23 protein-coding genes and 1 pseudogene are annotated in these 22,405 nt (G+C 70.5%); 8 read left to right on the forward strand and 16 right to left on the reverse strand.

Annotated features, from left to right (window positions below; translation table 11 throughout):
• Positions 1-53: 53 nt before the first annotated feature.
• The 3 genes from tilS to dacB are packed head-to-tail and all read right to left on the reverse strand — an operon-like array spanning position 54 to position 3,480.
• Positions 54-995 (reverse strand): tRNA lysidine(34) synthetase TilS, encoded by a 942-nt coding sequence (tilS, locus tag nbrcactino_RS15860; RefSeq protein WP_161928577.1) that lies wholly within the window; start codon positions 993-995, stop codon positions 54-56.
• Positions 992-2,107 (reverse strand): Rv3626c family coenzyme F420 biosynthesis-associated protein, encoded by a 1,116-nt coding sequence (locus nbrcactino_RS15865; RefSeq protein ID WP_228460970.1) that lies wholly within the window; start codon positions 2,105-2,107, stop codon positions 992-994. Before nbrcactino_RS15865 ends, tilS begins: the two co-directional genes overlap by 4 nt.
• Positions 2,104-3,480: a D-alanyl-D-alanine carboxypeptidase/D-alanyl-D-alanine endopeptidase gene (dacB, locus tag nbrcactino_RS15870; RefSeq protein WP_371864602.1), complete on the reverse strand. Its 1,377-nt coding sequence runs from the start codon at positions 3,478-3,480 to the stop codon at positions 2,104-2,106. Before dacB ends, nbrcactino_RS15865 begins: the two co-directional genes overlap by 4 nt.
• A gap of 91 nt (positions 3,481-3,571) precedes the next feature.
• Here dacB and nbrcactino_RS15875 point away from each other — a divergent pair, with 91 nt between their 5' ends.
• Positions 3,572-4,060: an inorganic diphosphatase gene (locus tag nbrcactino_RS15875; RefSeq protein WP_161928449.1), complete on the forward strand. Its 489-nt coding sequence runs from the start codon at positions 3,572-3,574 to the stop codon at positions 4,058-4,060.
• On the opposite strand, the gene nbrcactino_RS15880 is transcribed toward nbrcactino_RS15875, so the two are convergent.
• Genes nbrcactino_RS15880 through nbrcactino_RS15890 form a run of 3 tightly spaced genes read right to left on the reverse strand, consistent with a single transcriptional unit; the run spans position 4,041 to position 6,653 of the window.
• Positions 4,041-4,934: a DUF1266 domain-containing protein gene (locus tag nbrcactino_RS15880; RefSeq protein ID WP_161928450.1), complete on the reverse strand. Its 894-nt coding sequence runs from the start codon at positions 4,932-4,934 to the stop codon at positions 4,041-4,043. The two genes, nbrcactino_RS15875 and nbrcactino_RS15880, sit on opposite strands and share 20 nt — an antisense overlap.
• Positions 4,935-4,938: 4 nt before the next feature.
• The gene (locus nbrcactino_RS15885; RefSeq protein ID WP_161928451.1) at positions 4,939-5,844 is read right to left on the reverse strand and encodes a DUF1266 domain-containing protein; all 906 of its coding nucleotides are present in this window, start codon (positions 5,842-5,844) and stop codon (positions 4,939-4,941) included.
• Positions 5,841-6,653 (reverse strand): DUF1266 domain-containing protein, encoded by an 813-nt coding sequence (locus tag nbrcactino_RS15890; RefSeq protein ID WP_161928452.1) that lies wholly within the window; start codon positions 6,651-6,653, stop codon positions 5,841-5,843. The genes nbrcactino_RS15885 and nbrcactino_RS15890 overlap by 4 nt, the downstream gene beginning before the upstream one ends.
• A gap of 98 nt (positions 6,654-6,751) precedes the next feature.
• Between nbrcactino_RS15890 and nbrcactino_RS15895 the strand changes: the two genes are divergently transcribed.
• On the forward strand, positions 6,752-7,867 hold the full coding sequence (locus tag nbrcactino_RS15895) for an isochorismate synthase (protein ID WP_228460974.1): 1,116 nt from the start codon (positions 6,752-6,754) through the stop codon (positions 7,865-7,867).
• A gap of 76 nt (positions 7,868-7,943) precedes the next feature.
• Positions 7,944-8,663, forward strand: a complete 720-nt coding sequence (locus nbrcactino_RS15900; RefSeq protein ID WP_161928454.1) for a DUF4352 domain-containing protein — start codon at positions 7,944-7,946, stop codon at positions 8,661-8,663.
• A 14-nt stretch (positions 8,664-8,677) separates the two neighbouring features.
• On the opposite strand, the gene nbrcactino_RS15905 is transcribed toward nbrcactino_RS15900, so the two are convergent.
• From nbrcactino_RS15905 to nbrcactino_RS15915, 3 genes are read right to left on the reverse strand one after another with little or no spacing between them, the layout of a single operon-like run.
• The gene (locus nbrcactino_RS15905) at positions 8,678-9,877 is read right to left on the reverse strand and encodes an O-succinylhomoserine sulfhydrylase (protein ID WP_161928578.1); all 1,200 of its coding nucleotides are present in this window, start codon (positions 9,875-9,877) and stop codon (positions 8,678-8,680) included.
• A gap of 45 nt (positions 9,878-9,922) precedes the next feature.
• Positions 9,923-10,336 (reverse strand): rhodanese-like domain-containing protein, encoded by a 414-nt coding sequence (locus nbrcactino_RS15910; RefSeq protein WP_161928455.1) that lies wholly within the window; start codon positions 10,334-10,336, stop codon positions 9,923-9,925.
• Positions 10,336-10,809: an Rv0361 family membrane protein gene (locus nbrcactino_RS15915; protein ID WP_161928456.1), complete on the reverse strand. Its 474-nt coding sequence runs from the start codon at positions 10,807-10,809 to the stop codon at positions 10,336-10,338. Before nbrcactino_RS15915 ends, nbrcactino_RS15910 begins: the two co-directional genes overlap by 1 nt.
• A 109-nt stretch (positions 10,810-10,918) precedes the next feature.
• Here nbrcactino_RS15915 and nbrcactino_RS15920 point away from each other — a divergent pair, with 109 nt between their 5' ends.
• Positions 10,919-12,310, forward strand: a complete 1,392-nt coding sequence (locus nbrcactino_RS15920) for an FAD-dependent oxidoreductase (protein ID WP_161928457.1) — start codon at positions 10,919-10,921, stop codon at positions 12,308-12,310.
• Positions 12,311-12,316: 6 nt separating this feature from the next.
• On the opposite strand, the gene nbrcactino_RS15925 is transcribed toward nbrcactino_RS15920, so the two are convergent.
• On the reverse strand, positions 12,317-12,802 hold the full coding sequence (locus tag nbrcactino_RS15925; protein WP_228460976.1) for a hypothetical protein: 486 nt from the start codon (positions 12,800-12,802) through the stop codon (positions 12,317-12,319).
• A 152-nt stretch (positions 12,803-12,954) separates the two neighbouring features.
• Here nbrcactino_RS15925 and nbrcactino_RS15930 point away from each other — a divergent pair, with 152 nt between their 5' ends.
• A complete protein-coding gene (locus nbrcactino_RS15930) occupies positions 12,955-13,560 on the forward strand; it encodes a CHAP domain-containing protein (RefSeq protein WP_228460978.1) in 606 nt (201 codons plus the stop codon).
• A gap of 93 nt (positions 13,561-13,653) precedes the next feature.
• A complete protein-coding gene (locus nbrcactino_RS15935; RefSeq protein ID WP_161928458.1) occupies positions 13,654-13,917 on the forward strand; it encodes a hypothetical protein in 264 nt (87 codons plus the stop codon).
• A 31-nt stretch (positions 13,918-13,948) separates the two neighbouring features.
• On the opposite strand, the gene nbrcactino_RS15940 is transcribed toward nbrcactino_RS15935, so the two are convergent.
• The 4 genes and pseudogenes from nbrcactino_RS15940 to nbrcactino_RS15955 all read right to left on the reverse strand — a co-directional run bounded on the left by nbrcactino_RS15940 (position 13,949) and on the right by nbrcactino_RS15955 (position 18,705).
• A complete protein-coding gene (locus nbrcactino_RS15940; RefSeq protein WP_161928459.1) occupies positions 13,949-14,428 on the reverse strand; it encodes a DUF456 domain-containing protein in 480 nt (159 codons plus the stop codon).
• An 18-nt stretch (positions 14,429-14,446) separates the two neighbouring features.
• Positions 14,447-15,793 (reverse strand): annotated as a pseudogene (purT, locus tag nbrcactino_RS15945) (formate-dependent phosphoribosylglycinamide formyltransferase); the annotation flags it as partial.
• 33 nt (positions 15,794-15,826) lie between these two features.
• Complete coding sequence (locus nbrcactino_RS15950; RefSeq protein WP_161928461.1) at positions 15,827-17,368, reverse strand: adenylate/guanylate cyclase domain-containing protein; 1,542 nt, start codon at positions 17,366-17,368, stop codon at positions 15,827-15,829.
• 50 nt (positions 17,369-17,418) lie between these two features.
• Positions 17,419-18,705 carry an adenylosuccinate synthase gene (locus tag nbrcactino_RS15955; protein WP_161928462.1) on the reverse strand — a complete coding sequence of 429 codons (1,287 nt, stop codon included), beginning with the start codon at positions 18,703-18,705 and terminating at the stop codon, positions 17,419-17,421.
• A 74-nt stretch (positions 18,706-18,779) separates the two neighbouring features.
• On the opposite strand from nbrcactino_RS15955, the gene nbrcactino_RS15960 reads away from it, so the two are divergent.
• On the forward strand, positions 18,780-19,439 hold the full coding sequence (locus nbrcactino_RS15960; RefSeq protein WP_161928463.1) for a hypothetical protein: 660 nt from the start codon (positions 18,780-18,782) through the stop codon (positions 19,437-19,439).
• Here the strand turns inward: nbrcactino_RS15960 and nbrcactino_RS15965 are convergent.
• Both nbrcactino_RS15965 and nbrcactino_RS15970 read right to left on the reverse strand, forming a co-directional pair.
• The gene (locus nbrcactino_RS15965; protein WP_161928464.1) at positions 19,429-20,337 is read right to left on the reverse strand and encodes a cation diffusion facilitator family transporter; all 909 of its coding nucleotides are present in this window, start codon (positions 20,335-20,337) and stop codon (positions 19,429-19,431) included. The genes nbrcactino_RS15960 and nbrcactino_RS15965 overlap by 11 nt on opposite strands.
• Positions 20,338-20,405: 68 nt before the next feature.
• Entirely contained in the window at positions 20,406-21,518 is a 1,113-nt protein-coding gene (locus tag nbrcactino_RS15970) for an FUSC family protein (RefSeq protein WP_161928581.1), read from the reverse strand.
• 92 nt (positions 21,519-21,610) lie between these two features.
• On the opposite strand from nbrcactino_RS15970, the gene nbrcactino_RS15975 reads away from it, so the two are divergent.
• The gene (locus nbrcactino_RS15975) at positions 21,611-22,402 is read left to right on the forward strand and encodes an ABC transporter permease (protein ID WP_186343406.1); all 792 of its coding nucleotides are present in this window, start codon (positions 21,611-21,613) and stop codon (positions 22,400-22,402) included.
• Positions 22,403-22,405: the final 3 nt, after the last annotated feature.

Here is a 22,405-nt window from a genome sequence, read left to right on the forward strand (position 1 = left end):
CCCAGCCAGGTCGATAACGAGGGCACGGGTTGGTTCGCCGCGAACCTGCTCCGTTAACGGGGTTGGCGCGCCAGCCGGAGGTGGTCGTCGACCCGCTCGACGACCAGCCGCGAATCCTCATCGCCGCCCACCGCGACGGGGCCCTGCCCACGCCAGCGGGTGACCAGCGCGTCGACCGCGGCGACGACGGCGTGGTTCGGCCCACCGATCTCGCCCAGCCATCGGTGCAGCACCCGGGTTCGCAGCGCCTGCGGCGCGCGGGCCAGCGGTTCGACGACGAGTGCACCGGCCCGGGCACAGGCCACCGCCAGTTCGTCGGCCAGCTCGTCGAGAAGCTCGTTGTCGGCGGCCAGCAGGTCCGCGGTGCGCGCCAAGGCCGGTGCCACTCCCCCGCCGAGGACCTCCTCCAGCAGCGGGAGTACCTCGGCGCGCACCCGCACGCGGGTGAAGCGCGGGTCGTCGTTGTGCGGGTCGCGCGCGGGCGCCAACCCCCATTGCGCGCAGGCGGCGACGGTGTCGGCCCGGCGCAACCCCAGCAGCGGTCGGCCCCACGGCTCCCGCCAGGCCCGCATGCCCGACAGCGACGCCGGGCCCGAGCCCCGCGCCAGCCCCAGCAGGACCGTCTCGGCCTGGTCGTCGAGGGTGTGGCCCACCAGCACCGGGCGCCCGCTGCGCGCCGAGTCCAATGCCGCGTACCGCGCGGATCGGGCGGCCGCCTCCACCCCCCCGTCGTCGCCGACGACGACCGACACCACGGTCGCCCGCGCCCCCAGCGACTCGGCGGCCGCGGCCGCGTCGGCGGCCACGCGCGCGGACTGCGGCTGCAACCCGTGGTCGACGATGAGCGCCTCGACGGCGAGGTCGGACCGCACCGCGGCGGCGGTCAAGGCCAGCGAATCCGGGCCGCCGGACAGGGCGACGCACACTTCGCGTCCGGTCAGGTGGCTGCCCGCGAAGGCACGGACCGCGCCGAGGAGCGCGCCGGGTCCCCTCAGAGCACTCGGGCGATCCACCGGTCCGGCTCGTCGATCTCGTCGGGGCGGGGCAGCGTGTCCGGCGCCGTCCAGATGGTGTTGAACCGTTCCATGCCGACGGCGTCGACGACGTGGTCGGTGAAGGCCTTGCCGCGGATGTATTGAGCGAGTTTGGCGTCCATCCCGATCAGCGCCCGCATGACGCGTGCGATCGGGTTGCGCGGCGCGGTGCGCCGCGCGTCGAATCCGGCCCGGATCTGGGCCACCGTCGGTACGTGCGCGGGGCCGACGGCGTCCATGACGTGGTCGGCGTGGCCCTCGAGGAGCGTGCCCAGCATCATCAGGTTGGTGAAGGCGTCGTATTGCTCGGGGGACTGCAGCAGCTGCATCACGCCGAGTACCCCCGACTCGCGCGGCTTGTCGCTGCGCACCGCGGCCACCACCCGCGACACCAGTTCGGTGGTGGTCTCCTCGCCGGCCGCGGTCAACGTGGCCAGGTTGTCGACCATGTAGTCGCGCAGCCACGGATTGGCCGAGAACTGCACCCGGTGAGTGACCTCGTGCAGGCACACCCACAGGCGGAAGTCCGAGGGCACGACCTTGAGCTTGCGCTCCACCGCGACGATGTTGGGGGCGACCAGCAGCAGCACCCCGTCGTCGCCGGTGCTCGGATCCTCGGTGAACGGGTCGTACTGGCCCAGGATCGCCCCGGACAGGAAGGCCAACAGGCCGCCGGCCTGGAAGCCGCCCGCCTTGGCCGTGAGGGTGGCCATCAACCCGCCGTCATCGGCATCGCCGCCGGCGTCGAAGCCCGGGTCCTCGTCCACATCGGCGGCCGCGGCCGCGGCGGCGCCGGTCATCGACCGCATCGACTCGGCGGCGGCGCCGACCCACTCGCCGCGGTCGATCACCCGGGCGGCCGGGACCGCCAACCCGTCGGCCAGGCCGGTCACCTCACGCACCGGCGCCTCGGCGCGGGCCGAGGCCTCGGCGAGTTCGGCGTAGACCTGGTCACGCGTGTAGCGGGTCATCGCCGGGCCGCCGCGGGCCAGGCGGCGCCCGATCCCCGCGGCCACCTCCCAGTCGATCGCCGGGCCCGGGTCGCGGGGCGCGGCGGCGTCCGCGCCGGTCACCGGCACCCGCAATCGCGGATCTTGCCGACGACGGCGTCGAGCGCCGGCCGGGCCACGTCGGGGGCGGTGCCGTTGGACATCAGCGCGAAGGACAGCACCCGGCCGTCGACGGTCTGGACGATGCCGGTCAACGAGCTCACCCCGGTGAGGGTGCCCGTCTTGGCCCGGACCCATCCGGCGCCGGAGGTCTTGCGCGGGTTGAACCGATCGGTGAGGGTGCCGGTGCCGTTGGCCACCGGCAGCCCGTCGAGGAGCACCCGCAGCTGCGGGTAACGCGGCCCGGCGACCCCGGCCATCATGGCGTCGAGCACGCGGGCCGGCACCCGGTTGGCGTAGGACAGGCCCGACGCGTCGCGCAGGGTGACCCCCGTGGTGTCGAAACCCTTGTCGGCCAAGGTTTTCAGGACCGCGTCGGCGCCGCCGGCCAGGCTGCCCGGCCCACCGGCGGCCAACGACAGCTCGACCGAGAGGGTCTCGGCCAGCACGTTGTCGGAGAACCGCATCATGTCGTTGACCCGGGTGGCCAGGGTGGCCGATTTCACCGACGCCAGTACCTTCGCCCCCTCGGGAGCGACGGCCGTGGTGACCCCGCCCTTGAGTCCGAGCGCGGCAGCGAGGGCCTTGCCCGCGGCCAGCGCGGGGTCGGGCGTGCGCGGCGAGTACTCCTCGAGCGGCTCGAGCCGCCCTCCGTCGAGCATCAGCGATTTGATCGGTGCGATGTCGCCGCCGGCGATGTCGCGGCGGTCCCAGGTGCGGTCCATCGTCGGTCCGGTAAAGAGCGAGGTGTCCACGGCGACCGAGGTGGCCTTGACCCCGGCGGCGCGGAGTTGGGCGGCGAGGTCGGCGATGCGCGGCGCGTCGGTGTAGTAGGTGGGCGCCCCGGCCGGCTGGCCGGAGAGCGTCGGGTCGCCGCCCCCGCGCAGGATGATCTGCCCGTCGGCGCCGGCCAGCACCGTCGTCGTGAGGCGGCGGTCCTGCGGCATGCCGAGCAATGCGGCGACCGCGGTGAGGATCTTCGCGTTGGACGCCGGGATGAGTGGCTTGTCCGGGTTCTTCTCCCAGAGCACCGTGCCGGTGACCGGGTCGGAGACCTGACCGGTGAGCTCGCCGAGGTCCTTGTCGTTGGACACCTTCGCCAGGGCCATGGCCAGGCCGGAGGTCGACGGGGCGGGCGCCTGCGGGTTCACCGGGTGGATGGCCGGTGTCGGCGTGATGAGCTCCGGGCGGGCCGGCGTGCCGTCGGGGACCTTGTCACCGGCCATCAACGTCCGGCCGGCGACCACCCCGCCCCCGCCGAGCAGGGCGGCGACCAGCACCGCGACGACGGTCCAGCGCACCGCTGTCCCCCGTTTGCCCGAACCGCTCACCGTCACCTCCGCGCCATTCCCGGCGTCCGTTGCAGACCCGCTCAAGCTAAACAGTATCGTTGAACCGGCTTTGAGCCGACCAACGAGAGGAACAACCGTGGCCGTCGACGTCATCATCGAGATCCCCAAGGGGAGCCGCAACAAGTACGAGGTCGACCATGAGACCGGTCGTGTCTACCTCGACCGCTACCTGTACACGTCGATGGGCTACCCCGCCGACTACGGCTTCGTCGACCACACGCTCGGCGAGGACGGCGATCCGCTCGACGCGCTGGTCCTGCTCCCCGAGTCGGTCTTCCCGGGCTGCACCGTCAAGGCCCGCGTCGTCGGGATGTACACGATGACCGACGAGGCCGGCGGCGACGACAAGCTGCTCTGCGTCCCCGCCGACGACGTGCGCTGGGACCACATCCAGGACATCGGCGACGTCAGCGACTTCGAGACCAAGGCCATCGCCCACTTCTTCGAGCACTACAAGGACCTCGAGCCGGGCAAGGAAGTCCAGCCGGGCGGATGGGTCGGCCGCGAGCAGGCCCAGAAGGTGCTCGACGAGGCCGTCGAGCGGCTCAAGACCCAGGGTCACTAGCCCCGTCTGGGCTGGGCCCGGGATCGGTGGGCTCGGCATCTGAGGGCTCAGCATCTGAGGGCTCGGCATCTTCGGGATCGGGGAACGGCAGGTTGTTCCACGGTGAGACCGGCGAGTCCAACAGGGACCGCACCGCCCGGATCGACGGCACGAATGCCCGGCCCCACGTGTCCGGGTAGGTGACGATGCGCCCGGCATCCCAGCCCAGCGCATAATCCCGCCACGACGTGTAGTCGAGCGCGGCGCGCCGCGCGACGGCCACCGCCACGTTGGCGACGGTGAACGGCGTCCCCCACCCCGATCGCACGCCCCACCGGGCCACCGACACCGCGCGGGTGTAGTCGTAGGCGTCGCAATGCGCCACCTGCTCGTCGATGTCGAGCACATGGGCGGCCCGCATGATCGTCTCGGCGCGGTTCACCTCGTCGATGGCGGCGGTGATCGGCGCGACGAAACGCTGCTGCTCGGAATCGGCGAAGATCGTTTCGATCTCGGCGACCCAGGTGGCCTCGTCGACGACGCGCAGGCCGAGGCGGCGCCGCGCCCGGGTCCGCGCCCGCACCGCCCAATACGCCTCGCCGGCACCGTACTCACCGTCGACGAGGCGGTTGATCACGGCCAACCAGTGGTCCTCGTCGGTCACCCCCCACGTGTCGGTCAGCATGAGCCGGCATTCGGCGGCGTCCATCTGACCGCAATCCCACAGCGCGTTCCACGGGGTGCGGGAATTCATCAGCGTCAACGGGGCGCCCAGCGCAAGGCCTTGGGCGACGACGCCGTAGAGCGGACCCGAGGGGTCGACCGGGAGCACCGCGTCGCGGTAGTCGGCGGCACCGGCGGCGGCGATCTCCGCCGGTGAGTCCTGATAGTCCATCGGTCTACTCCGCCACCGATCCGCTCGGGTCGCTCAGCGGGAAGGGCAGCGCCCGCCACGGACTGTGGTCGACGGCGAGCAGCGTGGCCGCCGCGGCCCGCACATCGTCCCAGTCGATGGTGTGGTGCAGCAGGGTGCCGGCCACCGCGGACACCGCGAACTCGGTCCACGACGCGAAGATGCGCGCCGCACTGTCCCGGGCGGTGAGAATCATCTGCCGGGCCTCGGCGGCTTCGGCATAGCCGGCCTGCACCCCGCACCGGGCCAGCCGCACCGCCCAGCCGAAGGTGTATCCGGCGATGGTCTCGACACAGCCGTCGGGGGCGAGGAGTCCGCAGCCGCGCAGGTACTCGTCCACGGCGGTCACCTCGGCCAACCGGTGATGCGTGCCGTCGTAGGCATCCCCGCCGTAGTCGTGGTCGATGAGCCAGCGCCGCCACAGGTCGTCGAAGTCCTCGGCACGGTAGTCGCCGCTCGCGACGGCGGGGGCCCGGGCGACGAGCATCGCCTCGGCCTCGACGAACTCTTGCAGGCCGATCATCGAGGCGACGACGGCGAACCAGTCCTGCGCGCCGTGGATACCCCACACCTGCTCGAGGTCGATACGCACCGAGTAGGCGCTGGTGCCGGTCTCGCGCACGGCATTCCACGGCGTCGCGCCACCCGCGGCACCCAGCGCCCCCAACGCCAGTCCCTGGGCCAGCTCGCCGTACAGGGGACCGTCCGGGTCGACCGGGATCGTCGCGGTCGCATGCGCGGCCAACCCCCGCCGGTCGGCCCGGCTGCCCACCGCCTCGGCCGCCGAGTACCGCACCCAGCCGAGGTCTCCCCCGGCGCTGTCGCGACCGAAGGCCGCCGCCAGGTCGGCGGCGCTGAACGCATCGTCGGGGTCCGGCTCCCCCGTGCTCACGCGGGCTCTCCGGTCGGGAATTCCAAAGCCGTCCACGGGCCGGTCGGGTCGGCGAGCAGGGTGGCGACGGCGCCGGTGGCTTCGCGCCACACGTCGTCGCAGGGATAGCTGCCGTGCAGGCTGGACCGGGCGGCGGCGTAGCTCGCCCCGAACTGGGCCCAGTCGGCGAAGACGGCGCCCGCGTTGGCACGGGCGGCGTCGAGGATCTGCCCGACCATCGCACCGTCGGCGAAGCCGAGCCGGAATCCGCTCTGCGCCAGTGAGGTCGCGGTGGCGATATCGTAGGCCAGGTAGGTCCAGACCCGCGTGCCGGCGGGCAGCAGTCCGTCGTCGGTGAGCTGGCGCTCGATGTGGAAGGCCTTCACCGCGGCCCGGCACACCGCATCGATGTCGAGGTCCGGCCACTGATTGTCGGCCCCGGTGGCGGCAATGGCGGTGAGCCAGTCGTCGATGTCGAGGTACACGTCGGGACGCTCGTCGAGGACGTCCTCGCGCAGGTCGAGGGCCCTCTCCCCCGGGGTGGCATTGATGTGCCGGCCGCGCAGGTGGGCGTCGACCGCGTCGAGCCAGGTCTGCCGGGACAGGGGTTTCCCGGCCAGGATGAGGCGCAGCCGCTCGCGCTCGCCCGGGCCGAGGGTGAGCGGGCCGTCGTGTCCGGGTAGCTGCGGCGCATTCCAGTAGGTCCCGTGCCGCAGCGCCTCGGCCGCCCCGAGTGCCTGGGCCTGCGCCTGCGGCCCCGTCGTCGCCGCCCAGGCAGCGGTCGCGACCGTCGACGGCACCGCCGGTTGCCCTGACGTTGGTTCCTCCACCCCGGCGACGATACTTGGCGCCGGCGACGGGTATGTCGGTCAGATCACCGTGCCCGGGTATCGCGCCGTGGCGGGCGTCCCGGCTACGGTTGGACGCCGTGGGTCTGAAGAAGCCAACGTTCGTTTTGTCCGGTCGTCGTGGATCGGTGTCCGCCGTCGGGCAAGCCCGCGCCTATCCCAATCCGCGCGAAGCGGCGCAGGCGCTGCGCACCGGTGAGTGCTCCGGCGTCGTCGGTGCGCTGCCGTTCGACCTCGACGCCCCCGCCGCGCTGTGGGAGCCGGTGGACATGACGGTGTCCACCGAGCAGATCGACCCGATTCACCCGCAGCGGCGCGGGGTCACCGTCGTGGCCCGCGAACCCGAACCGGCCGAGCACATGCGCCGGGTTGCCTCGCTGGTCGAGCGCATCCGGGCCGGCGAGGCCGGAAAGGTCGTCTTGGCGCGCGCCCTGACGTTGGGCACCGACGAGGCGGTCGACCCGATCGCCCTGGCCGGCGCCTTCGCCAGTGGCAACGCGACGCGCAACGCCTTCGCCGTCGCCCTCGACGCCGCCGGCGAGCGGTACGCCGGGCAGTGGATCGTCGGCGCGAGCCCCGAGCTGCTGGTCACCCGCCGCGGGCGCGAGGTGTTCTGCCGCCCCTACGCCGGGACGGTGCCGCGGTCGGCCGATCCCGTCGTCGACGAGCAGCGCGCCGCCTCGCTGCGCGATTCGGCGAAGGACCTCGCCGAACACGCCTTCGTCGTGGAGTTCCTCCGCGAACGGCTGGCACCGTTCTGCGCCGACATCGACGTGCCCGACCAGCCCGCCCTCCTCTCCACCGGGGAGCTCTGGCATCTGGCGACACCGATCACCGCGACGCTGGCCGACCCGGCCACCACGGCGCTCGACCTGGCCCTGGCCATGTCGCCGACCCCGGCGCTCGGCGGAACCCCCAGCGACGTCGCGGCCGGGCTGATCGCGCACTACGAGGGCGACCGCGGTTTCTACGGCGGAGCCGTGGGCTGGTGCGACGACGAGGGCGACGGCGACTGGGTGGTCACCATCCGCTGCGTCGGCGTGGCCGCCGATCGCCACCGCCTCACCACGTGGGCCGGCGGCGGCATCGTCGCCGAATCCGACCCCGCCGTCGAACTGGCCGAGACCACCGCGAAGTTCGCCACCGCCTTGCGCGCCCTCGGCGCCGATCCGGCCATCGCCGCCGAATCCGACTAGCCCGCGCGCGGGGGTACTTGTCCGACCGTCGTCGTACGTTGTCCTGTTCGTCTTCTCAGACCTTTAGGAGGCAATCATGACGACACCGAATCACCCCCAGGATCCCCAGGCGCCCTACGGCCAGCAGTACGGACCGTACGGCCAGGCGCCCGGCTACCCGGCGCCCCCGCAGGCGCCCGGCTACCCCGCACCCCCGCAGGCGCCGCCGCCGCCGAAGAAGTCCTACGCCCCGCTGATCATCGGCATCGTCGTGGTGCTGATCGCGCTGTGCGGCCTCGGGGCCCTGGTCTCCGGTGGTGGCGACAAAGCCGACACGTCGGGTAACAGCGGCGCCCCGGCGGCCAAGCAGAACGGCGCGAAGGACACGGCCAAGGACGAGAAATCCGACGACACGGCCGGGATGAACCAGCCGGTCCGCGACGGCAAGTTCGAGTTCGCGGTGACCAACGTCGAGACGGGCCTGGCCTCGGTCGGCGAGAACCAGTTCCTCACCCAGAAGGCGCAGGGCGAGTTCGCCGTCGTGACGCTCACGGTGAAGAACATCGGGGACAAGGCGCAGGGTTTCAGTCCCAGCAACCAGAAGCTCGTCGACCAGCAGGGCCGTCAGCACGAGTCCGACGCCACCGCGCAGATCGCGCTGGGCGGGTCGGACATCCCGGTGTGGGACAACATCAACCCCGGCAACACCGTGACGGTCAAGCTGGTCTTCGACATCCCCAAGGGAGCCGTCCCGACCACGCTGGAGCTGCACGACTCGATGTTCTCCGGTGGCGTGAAGGTCGCGCTGACGACGTAGCGCGGCGCTAGGGGCTAGCCGAGGGCCTGGTCGAGATCGTTGATCAGGTCCTCGGTGTTCTCCAGGCCGATGGAGATGCGGACCACCGAGTCGGTGATCCCGACCGCCGCACGGCCCTCCGGGCCCATCGCCCGGTGGGTGGTCGTCGCCGGATGGGTGGTGAGCGTCTTCGCATCACCGAGGTTGTTGGAGATCTTCGCGATGCGCAGCTTGTTGAGCACCTCGAAGACGCGTTCCTTGCCGCGGACCCCGTCGCGGTCGCCGATCTCGAAGGTCACCACGGTGCCCCCGCCGGCCATCTGCTTGCGCGCCAGGTCGTACTGCGGATGCGACGGCAGGAAGGGATACTTCGTCCAGGAGATGCGCGAATCGGCGTCGAGGAACTCCGCCACCGTCAGCGCCGAGGCCACCGAGGCGTCCATCCGCAGCCGCATGGTCTCCAGGCCCTTGAGCAGCGTCCAGGCGTTGAACGGGCTCATCGCCGGGCCGGTGTGGCGCATCAGGGTCTGGACCGGGCCGGAGATGTACTCCGCGTCGCCCAGGATGGCGCCGCCCATCACGCGGCCCTGCCCGTCCATGTGCTTGGTGGCCGAGTAGACGACGACGTCGGCGCCCAGGTCGAAGCCGCGCTGCAGCAGCGGGGTGGCGAACACGTTGTCCAGCACGACCTTGGCCCCGGCCGCGTGCGCGAGGTCGCAGACCGCCGCCACGTCGACGAGGGTCTGCATCGGGTTGGCCGGCGTCTCGAAGAAGACGGCGTCGGTCGGGACCGACAGCGCCTCCTCCCACTGCGCCAGGTCCTCACCGTCGACGAAGACGGTTTCGACGCCCCAGCGCGGCAGGACCTCGTTGCAGATGACGAAGCAGGAGCCGAAGAGGCTGCGCGCCGCGACCAGGCGGTCACCCGCCTTGAGCAGGGACCCGAGGGCCACGAACACCGCGGCCATGCCACTGGCGGTCGCGAAGCAGGCCTCTGCCCCGTCGAGCAGGCGCAGCCGCTCCTGGAACATCGCCACGGTGGGGTTGCCGAACCGCGAGTAGACGAAGCGCGGCTCCTCCCCGTTGAAGGCCTTCTCGGCGGCCTCGGCCGAGTCGTACACGTAGCCGCTGGTCAGGTACAGCGCCTCGGAGGTCTCCTGGAACCCCGACCGGGCCACGCCGCCGTGGACCGCGATCGTGTCCGGCCCGACACCGGGGGGCAACTCCCCGAAAATCTCATTCACTCAGATACTCCTCATTGCACGACTCCCCGACGGGTATCAGGACTGGCGCCAGGGAAGGTTGGCCGCACGCCACCCGGTCCCGCCGCGGTGGTCGTTCTCGTCGAGGCCGCCCTCGAAACCGTCGCGGACGTTGTACGACTGGCTGATCCCCGCCGCCGTCGCCGCCTCGGCCGCGCCGATCGACCGGTGCCCGGAACGGCAGATGAACAACACCCGGCTGTCGTCGGCGATGCCGGCCTCGCGCAGCTGCTCGACGAACTGCCCGTTGGGCGTTCCCGACGGAAAGGTCGTCCACTCGATGAAGATCGTGCGCTTGCCGAGGACCTCGAGGTCGGGGACCCCGACGAAGTTCCACTCGGCGGTGGTCCGACAGTCGACGAGGACGGTGTTCTCGTCGTTCTCCAACAGCTCCCAGGCTTCGGTGGGGCTCACATCTCCGGCGTAGCTCATCAGCACACCTTCCATTTGTCGTCCTGGCGGATCAGGGTCGTGGGCGTCTTCTGGTTCTCGGTGGCACGCTTCTCGTAGTGCCAGGTGACCGTCGCACTGGCCTTGTCACCGGTGATGGTGACGTCGGCGATCTGGCCCTGCGGGATGACGATCCTCCCGTTGGCCTCGCGAGAGCGGGTATTGGTCGACTCGAACTCGGCGCGCGGGGGAACCTTGGCCGCGCAGGTCGCGGCCCGGAAGGAGTCGTAATTGACCGCGTTGCGCGCGGTGTAGTGGTCGTTCACGGCGATGCGCACGGTGTCCTCGTCGCTGATGCGATCGGAAAACGGGCGTACCCACTGGACAATTAGAATCACACCGATTAAAACCACGACAACCGCCAGTGCGGCAAGGAAGGGTCCCTTGGTCGGGGCATCGCGCTTGTTCAGCTCGTCTGCCAATCGACCCAAGTCATCGTCGCGGGATTCAGCCACAACGCCCCAGTATATGGCCGTCCGCAGGTCAGCCGCGAAGTGAGGCCAACCTCACTTCGGGCCCTGGGCCCCATTTTGGCCGACGCCCTCCACCACTTACCGTAGAGGTATGAGCAAGGAGAACCGCGCACTGCGCGTCGCCATCGTCGGCGCCGGACCCGCCGGCATCTACGCCGCCGATGCCCTGATGAAGCATGACGACCTGAAGGAACGCGGCGTCAGCATCGACCTGTACGAGCGCATGCCGGCCCCCTTCGGCCTGATCCGCTACGGCGTGGCCCCCGACCACCCGCGCATCAAGGGCATCATCAACGCCCTGCACAAGGTTCTCGACAAGCCGCAGGTCCGCCTGCTCGGCAACATCGACTACGGCACCGACATCACGTTGACCGATCTCCAGGCGCACTACGACGCGGTGATCTTCTCCACCGGCGCGACCGACGACCGCGGCCTGAACATCCCCGGCGTCGACCTCGAGCGCAGCTACGGCGCCGGCCAGTTCGTGGCCTGGTACGACGGCCACCCGGACTTCCCGCGCACCTGGCCCCTCGACGAGGAGAAGGTCGCGGTCATCGGCGTCGGCAACGTCGCCCTCGACGTGGCACGCGTCCTCGCCAAGACCGGCGACGAGCTGCTGCCCACCGAGATCCCGGCCAACGTCTACGAGGGCCTCAAGGCCAACAAGGCGATTGAGGTGCACGTCTTCGGCCGCCGCGGACCGGCGCAGGCCAAGTTCACCCCGCTCGAGCTCAAGGAGCTCGACCACTCGCCCAACATCGAGGTCATCGTCAACCCCGAGGACATCGAGTACGACGAGGGGTCCGCGGTGGCGCGGCGCAGCAGCAAGATCACCGACCAGGTCGCGACGATCATCGAGAACTACGCGATCCGCGAGCCGAAGCAGGGGGCGATCCACAAGCTGTTCCTGCACTTCTTCGAGAACCCGGTCGAGATCCTCGGCGAGGACGGCAAGGTCGTCGGCCTGCGCACCGAGCGCACCGAGCTCGACGGCACCGGCAACGTCCAGCCCACCGGCAAGACCACCGACTGGGATGTCACGGCCATCTATCGGGCCGTCGGCTACCTTTCGGACAACCTGCCGGAAATCCCGTTCGACCACGCCGCCGGCGTGATCCCGAACGAGGCCGGCCGCGTTTTCGACGAGGGTGCGCACCTGAGCGGCCTGTACACGACCGGCTGGGTCAAGCGCGGCCCCGTCGGCCTGATCGGCCACACCAAGGGCGATGCCAACGAGACCGTCGAGTGCATCGTCGAAGACCTGCACAACGACGCCCTCGGTTCGCCGGAGTCGCCGGCCGAGGAGGCGATCGTCGCCCTGCTGGAGAGCCGGGGAATCCCGTTCACCACGTGGGACGGCTGGTACCGCCTCGACGAGCACGAGCGCTCGCTGGGCGCCGCGGAGGGCCGCGAACGCATCAAGGTCGTCGAGCGGGACGAGATGCTCGCCGCCTCCGAGCCGGACAAGGTCCGCAAGGCCTGAGACCGATCAGCGACCGGGGCGTGCCGGCCGGTCGATATTGGTGCTCCAGTAGCCGAAGTTGTTCCCGAGGTTCTCGATGGTGTCACCCCAGGTGTAGCCACTGATCGACGTCGGGATGCACCCGGGCCAGCGGGTCTCGATGGGCCGCTTCCAACGCTTGGCGCGGTTGTCCCAGTGCGACATCGACTGGCCGGGCTTGATCTCGCGCGCGAAGGCGCTTCCGCCGTTGATCTCCTGCAGCGTGACGTTGCGCATCGTCGAGCCGCCGACGTTGACGACGGTCATCCAACGGACCTGGTACCAGATGTTGTCCCAGGTCGACCCCTTTTGGCCGAAGTGGCATTCGATCCCGCCGCGGATCTCCAGTTCACCGGGAGCAGCTGCCTGGGCAGGGCCGGCGGCGGTGAGTGCGGCGACGGCCAGGGTGGCGGAGGCCGCTGCCGCAACCAGTCCGCGGCGCATCGTGGCTGCGTTTCGCTTCGTGTTTCGCATCGTTTTTCCCCATCTGTTCCGAATCACTTCTCGACCACACGGTGCGGTCGATCTACTCAGTTTTTCGGCGGACGGTCGCCGATGGTTAGCCGATTCAGGGCATGATCAGCGACCTCACAGAGGTTGCTCAGGCCGCCGGTACGCTGGTCACCATGACCAATCGGGGGCGTAATCGCTGGCTGCGGCCAATGTTGGTGCTGGCGGCAGCGGTGGTGCTGGTCGGCGGCGGCGTGGGGTGGGCGGCCTCGCGGTCGGGCGACGACGGCGGGTGGTCCTCAGTGTTTCCCCAGCCGCGCGCCGCCTTCCCCGAGGTCGACACCGCCGTGCTCTCGCCCCAGCGGCGCGCGATTGTGGCGGTGCTGCGGGCCGAGTACGACCACCCCCATCCGGGCCAGTATTACGCGCAGGGCGCCACCGAGCCGTGGTGTGCGGATTTCGTCAGTTGGACCATGCACCAGGCCGGGGTAACGCTGGTCAATCCGAACAGCGGCTCGTGGCGCATCCCGGGCGTGGCGACGCTGACCGACTACTTCCAGTCGGCACACCGCTTCCGGGGGCCCGACTACGCCCCGCAACCGGGCGACGTGGTGCTCTACGCGGCACCCAACCGGTTCCGGCAGCACACCAACGTCGTCGTCGCGGTCGACGGGACGCGGGTGACCACCGTCGGCGGCAACGAACCGCCGACCGAGATCAGCGTGAACCATTTCGACCGGTCGACCGTCGAAGGGATCGTCGGGTACGGGCGACCCCGATAGGTGGGTCCACGGCACATGTGATTTGTGATCGTGATATGACTATTCGCTATACCGATCATCGGTATCACGATTCCCTGCCATCGGAGGCCCCGCATGTCCCTGACCCGACGTCTTGCCCTCACCGCCGCCACCGTGGGCGTCACCGCCGGCACCTTGCTGTCCGCCGGTACGGCCGGCGCCGCACCCCTCATCCACTGCAAGGGCGCGCTGTGCACCAACCGCGGCGACTCCGTCGGAATCGGCCATGGGATGTACGCCTGCCCCAACGGACTTCAATACCCGTCGATCGCCATCGTCCCGCCGCATTCCTCGGCCTGGGTGTTCCCGGCCAACTGCGGTCAACCGCGGCTCTACTGACCCGTCCGGACCGGCTCGGGCCCCGACCGGATCAGAAGGCGAACGCGCCCACCAGCCAGATCGCCGCCGCGGTCAGGGCCCCGGCCAGTTCCACCAGCATGCTCGCACCGGCGGCCTTGGTGGCCGCCCAGGCGCCGCGCCAGGCCTGCTCGACGCTCCACCCGCGCACCAGTTCGCTGACCATCGCACCGACGATGAAGCCGAGGATCAGGCCGACGAACGGGACGACGAAGAACCCGACGATCCCCACGATCCCGCCGACGAGGACCGTGACGTTGGGGACCCCCGCGGCTTTCAGCGTGCGCCCGGCGACGTAGTACTTCACCACCTCGGCGACCGCGATGATCAGCGCCGCACCGGCGAAAAAGGCCCAGGCCCATCCGCCGACCACGAACGCCCAGACGCCGATCGCGAGGCCGACCAGGATCCCGCCGGGGAGCACCGGGAAGACGATCCCGAACAGGCCGATGACGATGACCAGCCCGACCAGGGCCTCACCCCAGAACGGCACGGGCGGCTACTTCGACGCCGGCTGCCGCGCCGGTTGCGCCAGGTTGTGCGTCGGCGCCTGCGCGTCGTTCGACTCGCCCGGCACGCCGATCACCGTGGTCGGCGCCTCGCCCGGCGACACGATCCGGATCCGCGACGCCGCCTCCGACGCGCGGGCCCGCGCACTCACCGTGTCGTCGGCGGTCGCGGTGACCACACCCAGACGGCGGCGCGTGGTGGACTCGGGCTTTCCGAACAGCCGGATGCTGGTCTCCGGAACCGCCAGGGCCTGCGCGACGTTGGCAAAGCCGACGGCTTCCTCGTCGCGGTCGCCGTAGATGACCGCCGACGCACCCGGCGAGGCCAAGGTGACCTCGACCGGTAGCCCCAGGATCGCGCGGGCGTGCATCTCGAACTCCGAGATCCGCTGGCTGGCCATGGTCACCAGACCGGTGTCGTGCGGCCGGGGGCTGACTTCGGAGAAGTAGACGTCGTCGCCCTTGACGAACAGTTCCACGCCGAAGACGCCCCGCCCGCCGAGTTCCTGGCCGTCGGCCATCGCGCCGGTGATCCGGGCCGCGATCGACGTCGCCGAGGCCATCGCGAAGGGCGCCATCTGCTGCGGCTGCCAGCTCTCGACGTAGTCGCCGTCGACTTGGCGGTGGCCGATCGGTGCGCAGAACTGGGTGAGGATGCCGCCGGTGCGCGGGTCGATCGAGCGGACCGTGAGAAGGGTGACCTCGTAGTCGAAGTCGATGAACCCCTCGACGATGACCCGGGTGTTCTGCACGCGCGCCTTCGTCGTCGCCGTCTCCCACGCCGCGTCGACGTCGTCGGGGCCGTCCAGGATGGTCTGTCCCTTGCCCGACGAGGACATGATCGGCTTCACCACGCAGGGGAAGCCGACCCGGGCCGCAGCGGCGCGCAGTTCCTCGCGGGAATCGGCAAAAAGGTACGGCGGCACCGGAATACCCAGGTCCTCATCGGCCAGCCGCCGGACCCGCTCCCGGTTCATCGTCGCCGCAACGCCGAACGCCGACGGGACGACCTGGGCGATGCCCCGTGCCTCGATGTCGCCGAGCGCCTCGGTGGCGATCGCCTCGATTTCGGGGACGACGAAGTCGGGCCGGTACTTCTCGATGACGGCGGTCACCGCCGCCGGATCGGTCATGTCGATGACCTCGCTGTGGTGGGCGACCTGGTGCCCGGGGGCGTGGGGATAGCGGTCCACCGCAATCACCTCGACGCCGAAGCGCTGGAAGGCGATCACCACCTCTTTGCCGAGTTCGCCGGCACCCAGCAGCAAGACCCGGACGGCCGAGTCGGTCAGCGGGGTGCCGAGCACGGCCGGAATCCCGGATGCGGGGTTGGAAGTCATGCTGTGCATCCTACTGGTCCCGCGACGATGACCGGCGGCCGATCAGACGATGGCCGCACACACCACGGTCGGCTCCGACCGCCCGCGCAGCATCTCCGAATCGAGCACCTCCCAGTGCCGGGCCTCGTCGGTCCCGGCGGCGTCCACCGCCACCTTGGACGCCAGCGGGCGCGCGCTGTCGCGTTTGGCCAACTCGGAGAGCCGGGCGCTTTCGTTGACCGGGTCGCCGATCACGGTGAACTCGAACCGCTCGATCGCCCCGACGTTGCCCGCCACCGCGGCCCCGTAGCCGACGCCGATACCGGCGGTCAGCTCGGGAACCCGCGACGGCAGTGCGGCGGCGATCTGGCGCGCGGTCACCAGGGCGGCACCGGCGGGATCCGGCAGCGGCATCGGCGCCCCGAAGATCGCCAGCACCGCGTCACCCTCGAACTTGTTGACCAATCCCTGGTTGGTCTCCACGGCCTCGACGATCACCGCGAAGAACCGGTTGAGGATCGCGACGGTCTCGGTCGGGGTGCGGCTGGCGGCCAACGCCGTCGATCCGATGACGTCGATGAACATGGTGGCCACCACCTGTTCGCTGCCGCCCAGCTCAGGATCGTTGCGCAGCGCCGCGTCGGCGACCTCCTCGCCCACGTGCCGGCCGAACAGGTCGCGGATCCGCTCGCGCTCGCGCAGCCCGCGGACCATGGTGTTGAACCCCACCTGCAGGTCGCCGAGCTCGGAACCGTCGTAGACGACGAGGTCGACGTCGTTGTCCCCGGCCCGCACCCGGCGCATCCCCTCCTGCACCGACCGCACCGGGCCGACGACGCTGGAGTTGGACAGCACGGTCAGCAGGAGGCCGGTGAACAGGGCGACCCCGCCGATCACCCAGACCGCCACCACCATGTCGCGCTTGTCCATGTTGTCGAAGAGCACGGTGAACAGGCCCACCAGCAGGATCCCGACGATCGGGATACCCGACCCGACCAGCCACGCCGAGATGGCGCGGCCGCGCAGTCGGCGCCGCCGCCCCCCGGTGAACCCGGCGGCGATCAGTTCGGCCTCGGTCGGCCGCAGGATGAATTCGGTCAACAACGCGGCGATACCGACGACCACCGTGCCGGCGAAGCCGAGCACGAACAGGATCTTGGGGATGAGCTGGGGATCGACGATCCCGTAGGCGATGGTGAAGCCGATCGTCGCGGCCAGCCACAACAGCCCCTGGATCGCCTCCAACCGCGCCGGGACCCGGCGCGCGGCCTTGGCGTCGGCGGCCGTCGGCTTCTCGCCGCGGATGGCCCACCGCAGCGCACGGACCGTCGAATAGGTACCCCACACCACGCCGATCAGCAGCGCGGCCACGATCACGATCGGCACGGCCACGAAGTTGACCCACACCAATTCGCGGCGGAACACCGAGGGTTCCGGGATTCCGACGGTGATCAGCACGATCACGATGCCGATACCGATGACGTGCGAGATGACGATCGAGATCGTCAGATAGAACTGCGTGCGGACCCGTTTGAGGCGCTGGCTGTCACCGGTCGAGCCGAGCAACACCGAGCCGTAGTCGCGAGCCTTCGACAACTGCGGCATCCCCCGCTCCTCCTTCGCCGTTGCTCAGCTGGTCTCCGACGGCAATTGTCTCAGGCGATCTCGCGGCGGACGATCGTTTCGTCACGCCCGGGCCCCACGCCGATGCACGAGATGTGCGCGCCGGAGAGTTCCTCCAGGCGCAGCACGTAGTTCTGTGCGTTCACCGGCAGCTCGTCGAAGGTCCGGGCCGCCGAGATGTCCTCCCACCAGCCGGGCATCGTCTCGTAGACCGGCGTGGCCTTGTGGAAGTCCGACTGCGTCATCGGCATCTCGTCGAAGCGCTTCCCGCCGACCTCGTAGGCTACGCAGATCGGCACCTCGTCGAGCCCGGACAGGACGTCGAGCTTGGTGAGGAAGTAGTCGGTGATGCCGTTGACCCGGGTGGCGTAGCGCCCGATGACGGCGTCGAACCAGCCGCAGCGCCGGGCCCGGCCGGTGGTGACCCCGACCTCGCCGCCCGCCTTCGCCAGGTACTCGCCGTGCTCGTCGAAGAGCTCGGTCGGGAACGGGCCGGAGCCGACTCGGGTGGTGTAGGCCTTGAGGATTCCCAGCACCGTCGTGATGCGGCCCGGACCGATGCCGGAGCCCACCGCTGCGCCGCCGGCAGTCGGGTTGGACGAGGTGACATACGGGTAGGTGCCGTGGTCGACGTCGAGCAGGGTGCCCTGCGACCCCTCGAGCAGGATGGTCTCGTCGCGCTCCAGCGCCTGGTTGAGCAGCAGACGGGTGTCGGCGATCCGATGCTTGAAACCTTCGGCCAGGCCGAGGACCTCGTCGGTCACCGCCGCCGGCTCGAGTGCCTTGCGGTTGTAGATCTTGGTGAGGATCTGGTTCTTGATCTCCAAGGCGGCCTCGACCTTTTCGGCGAGCAACTGCTCGTCGAGCACGTCGGCCGCGCGCACGCCGACGCGGGCGATCTTGTCCTGGTAGCACGGACCGATACCGCGGCCGGTCGTGCCGATCTTGGCATTGCCCAGGAAGCGCTCGGTCACCTTGTCGATCGCCACGTGGTACGGCATGAGCAGGTGCGCGTCGGCGGAGATGAACAGGTTGGCGGTGTCGACCTCTCGCTCCTCCAAACCGGCCAGCTCGGCGAGCAGCACACCGGGGTCGACGACGACACCGTTGCCGATGACGTTCTTGACCCCCGGGGTCAAGATCCCCGACGGGATGAGGTGCAGGGCGAAGGTGTCGCCGTTCGGCAAGACCACCGTGTGACCGGCGTTGTTGCCGCCCTGGTAGCGAACCACCCACTGGAGCTTGCCGCCCAGCAAGTCGGTCGCTTTTCCTTTGCCCTCGTCGCCCCACTGGGCGCCGATCAGGACGATCGCAGGCATTCGTCAGACTCCCTTACTCGCCAGACAATCCGGCACAACCCTACTTGGTCACCGGCCCGACTACGCTATTCGCCGTGACTGCGACCGTTCTGACACCGCCCTCGAGCACCGCATGGGACCTGCTCTCGCTGCGTTCGGCCGTCGGCCCGATCGTGTCCGACGCGGTGGGCGAGTCGGCCACCGATCGCCTCGTCGTCGACGCCGGCGACTGCCCGCACCCCGATGCGTTCCTCGCCGCGGTGGTGGCCCGGTTGATGGTTCTCGAACGCCTCGACGTCGCCGTCGCATACGTGGTCGGGTCACCCACCCGGGCCACCCGCGTGTATCGGTTGCCGGTCGGCGCCGCCGCCCGCGACCTCGCCCACAACGGCACCCCGGCACCGTTCCCGCTGATCCGCGACGACGCGGCGTCGGTCCTGGTGGGCCGGGCCCGGCACGTCGGCGCCGACGGTGGTCCGCTGCTCGGCGAGGGCTACGTGGACGACACCCGGCTCTTCGACGGCGAGGTCGCCGCGGTGGAGATCGAACCGCTCGGCGCCGACGGGGATCTGCGCGGCCGCGTGGCGCGCCGCGGCTGGGCGCTGCCCCACCGGTGGCGGTCCGGTCGGGCGGTGCAGACCGGCGGCCCGGCGGTGTTCGTCGAGCGCGAGGGGGTCTTGACCCCGCGCGCGACCGGCCGGTCGACCTTCTACCCGCACCACGTTCCGTGGCGGTTGGTCGCGCTCACCAGCTGAGTTCGGATTCGTGGCAGGCGCCCGTCCCGCCCTCCACCTGGACCGTCGCGTGCTCGAGGCCGTGGGCGGCGAGGACTTCCTGGGCCCGGGCGAGGACGTCGCCGCCGGGTGCCGAGCTGGCGATGTGGACGGTCGCGACGTCCATCCCGGTGGTCAGCGTCCACACGTGCAGGTCGTGGATGTCCTCGACGCCGGGGATCTGGGCCAGTTCCGCACCGAGGGCCTCGACGTCGACGTGCTTGGGGGCCTGCTGGTTGAGGATCCGCAGGGCGTCGGCGGCGAGCCGGATCGCCCGCGGCACCACCCACAGCGCGATCAGCACGGCGACGACGATGTCGGCATAGCCCGAGCCGGTGATGATGGCGAAGATGCCGGCGACGAGAACACCGACGCTGCCCACCGCGTCGGCGAGGACCTCGAGGTAGGCGCCGCGCACCGCGATCGACTCCTGCGCATCGGCCCGCAGCAGCAGCATCACGACGACGTTGACCGCCAGCCCGATCAGGGCGACGACGATCAGCGTGAGTCCGGGCACCTCCGGCGCGGTGCCGATGCGCTCGATCGCCTCGTAGAGCACGTAGCCGCCGACGCCGATCAACAGGACGGCGTTGACCACGGCGCTGAATACCTCGGCGCGGTGCCAGCCGAAGGACCGTCGAGCGGTCACCGAGCCGTGGCGGGCCAACAACAGCGCCGCCAGCCCCATCACCAGTGCGACGACATCGGTGGCCATGTGTCCGGCGTCGGCGATCAGCGCCAGCGAATTCGCCATGATGCCGACGGTCAACTCGACGACGAAGAAGCCGCCGATGAGGAACACCGCCACCACCATCGGCCACAGCCGTCGTTCCCCGGTGGTCGGCGCGCTCAGGTGCGCGTGGTCGTGTGAATGCCCCATACCCCCAAACGTATGCGTAACTACGCATATATACAAGCCTTGATTCTCCCGGCCGGCCGTCCCGGCGGTTACCGCGCCGAACGCAATTGGGCCACCGCGGAGGTCCGGGTCAATCCCGCGACCATCAGCATGTCGACCAGCTGCGCCCGGATCTGGGCCAGGGTCGACACCCCGACGACGTCCTCGTCGGCCACCACCTCCGGCCGGACCTGCCGCACGATGCCACGCAACACCCGGGCCGCGTCGGCCGCGTCGGGCTGCCCGTCGGGCGGGGCCAGCATGAAGGCGCGCAACGCCTCATAACCGTCGGCGAGCTGGCCGATCAGATCGACCACCCCGTCGGGCACCGCCTCCCCGCGACTGACCATCCCCTCGACGCGCCGGGTGAGCACCAGCAGGTTGCGGACCGCACCGGAGATCGGTTCTGCGGTGGCCGCGATTCGCGCGACCCGGGCCCGCGAGCTCCAGTACAGCGGCGAGATGACGCTGACCTCGCGGCCGCCGCGCATGTCCGCGCGCATGGTGTCCAAGGCGCCGCGCAGACCATTGACCTCGTCGTACACCTCCCCGATCGCCGCGCTGTCACCGCTGCGAACCCCGTCGACGAGGCGGTTGCACGCATCGCGCAGCACCGCGAGGATCCGTGCGGCGTCCAGCCGCGCGCGGTGCGCCGGATTGGTCGGCAGCACCGCCACGACCACGACTCCGAGGACGCCGCCGATGAGCGCGTCGACCGCCCGGGTGAATCCGGCCCCGGTCATCGGGACGGCGACCACCAGGACCGCCGACGACGCCGACTGCATCGGGATGATCGGGCCGGTGTCGACGAAGACCGCCAGGGTCATGGCGATGAGTACCGCAGCGGTGATCTGCCACGCCCCGGAGCCGAAGTAGCGCACCAACAGATCGCCGATCAGCACGCCGATCGCGACCCCGCCGACCAACTCGACCGACCGCCGCCACCGCTTGCTCAACGACAGGCCCAACGAGATGATCGCGGCGATCGGCGCGAAGAACGGGTCGATGTGGCCGAAGACCGCCGTCGCGATCCACCACGACACCCCGGCGGCGAGGGCACATTGCAGGATCGGGACCACCGAGTTCATCAGCCGCCGCACCCGACTGCGCATCCCCTGCGGCAGTCGGCGCAGCAACGGACTGCCCGACTCGCGGGCCCGCATCCACTGCTCCCCCACCGCCAGCGCGGGTCGTTTCGGCCTCACCGTTGCCGATGATAGCGACGCGGCCCCACGGGGACTGACAAGATGGTCGCGTGAACCACATCGGCGACGCGATCATCCGCATCGGACCCGCGCTCGTCATCGTGATGGTGGTTCTCGCCGCCATCGCCGTCACCGTCAACGTCACCGCCTCGAGCGGTCACGGACGCGACACCGTCGTCGCCGTCATCCGTGCGGTGGTCCAATTGGCGGCGCTGGCCGCGATTCTCGCCGTGGTGATCGGAACCCTGTGGGCCTCATCGCTGTTCGTCGGCGTGATGGCGCTGGCCGCCGCCTGGACCTCGGCGGGCCGCATCACCCGCGACACCGGCCCGGGCGCCAGCGGGCGCCGGTGGCCGCCGCTGCGGTCGTGCGCGTTGTGCCTGCTCCCGGTGGCGGTGCCGACCATCGTGGTCGTGCTCGCCATCGTCGCCGTCGGCGTGCTGCCCGCGACCGGGATCGCGATCATCCCGACGGCCGGGATCATGTTCGGCGGCGCGATGAACACGGCATCGTTGGCCGGACGCCACGCCCACGACGAACTCCGGTCCCGCTACGGCGAGGTCGAGGCGGCCCTGTCCCTCGGGTTCGGCCTCCGCGACGCCCGCCTCGAAGTCGTGCGCCCCGCGGCGGCGACCGCCCTGATCCCGGGCCTGGACCAGACCCGTTCGGTGGGCCTGGTCACCATCCCCGGGGCCTTCGTCGGCATGGTCCTCGGCGGGGCATCGACGACCGCCGCCGCAATCATGCAGCTCTTCGTCCTGGTCGCCCTGCTGGCCGTCAGCGCGATCGCGGTGCTGACCACGACCGAGCTCGTCAGCCGGGGATACCTCGACACCGTGTGACGG

Origin of the sequence: Gordonia crocea (assembly GCF_009932435.1) — a bacterium.
In the GTDB taxonomy this organism is placed as follows: Bacteria; Actinomycetota; Actinomycetes; order Mycobacteriales; family Mycobacteriaceae; genus Gordonia; species Gordonia crocea.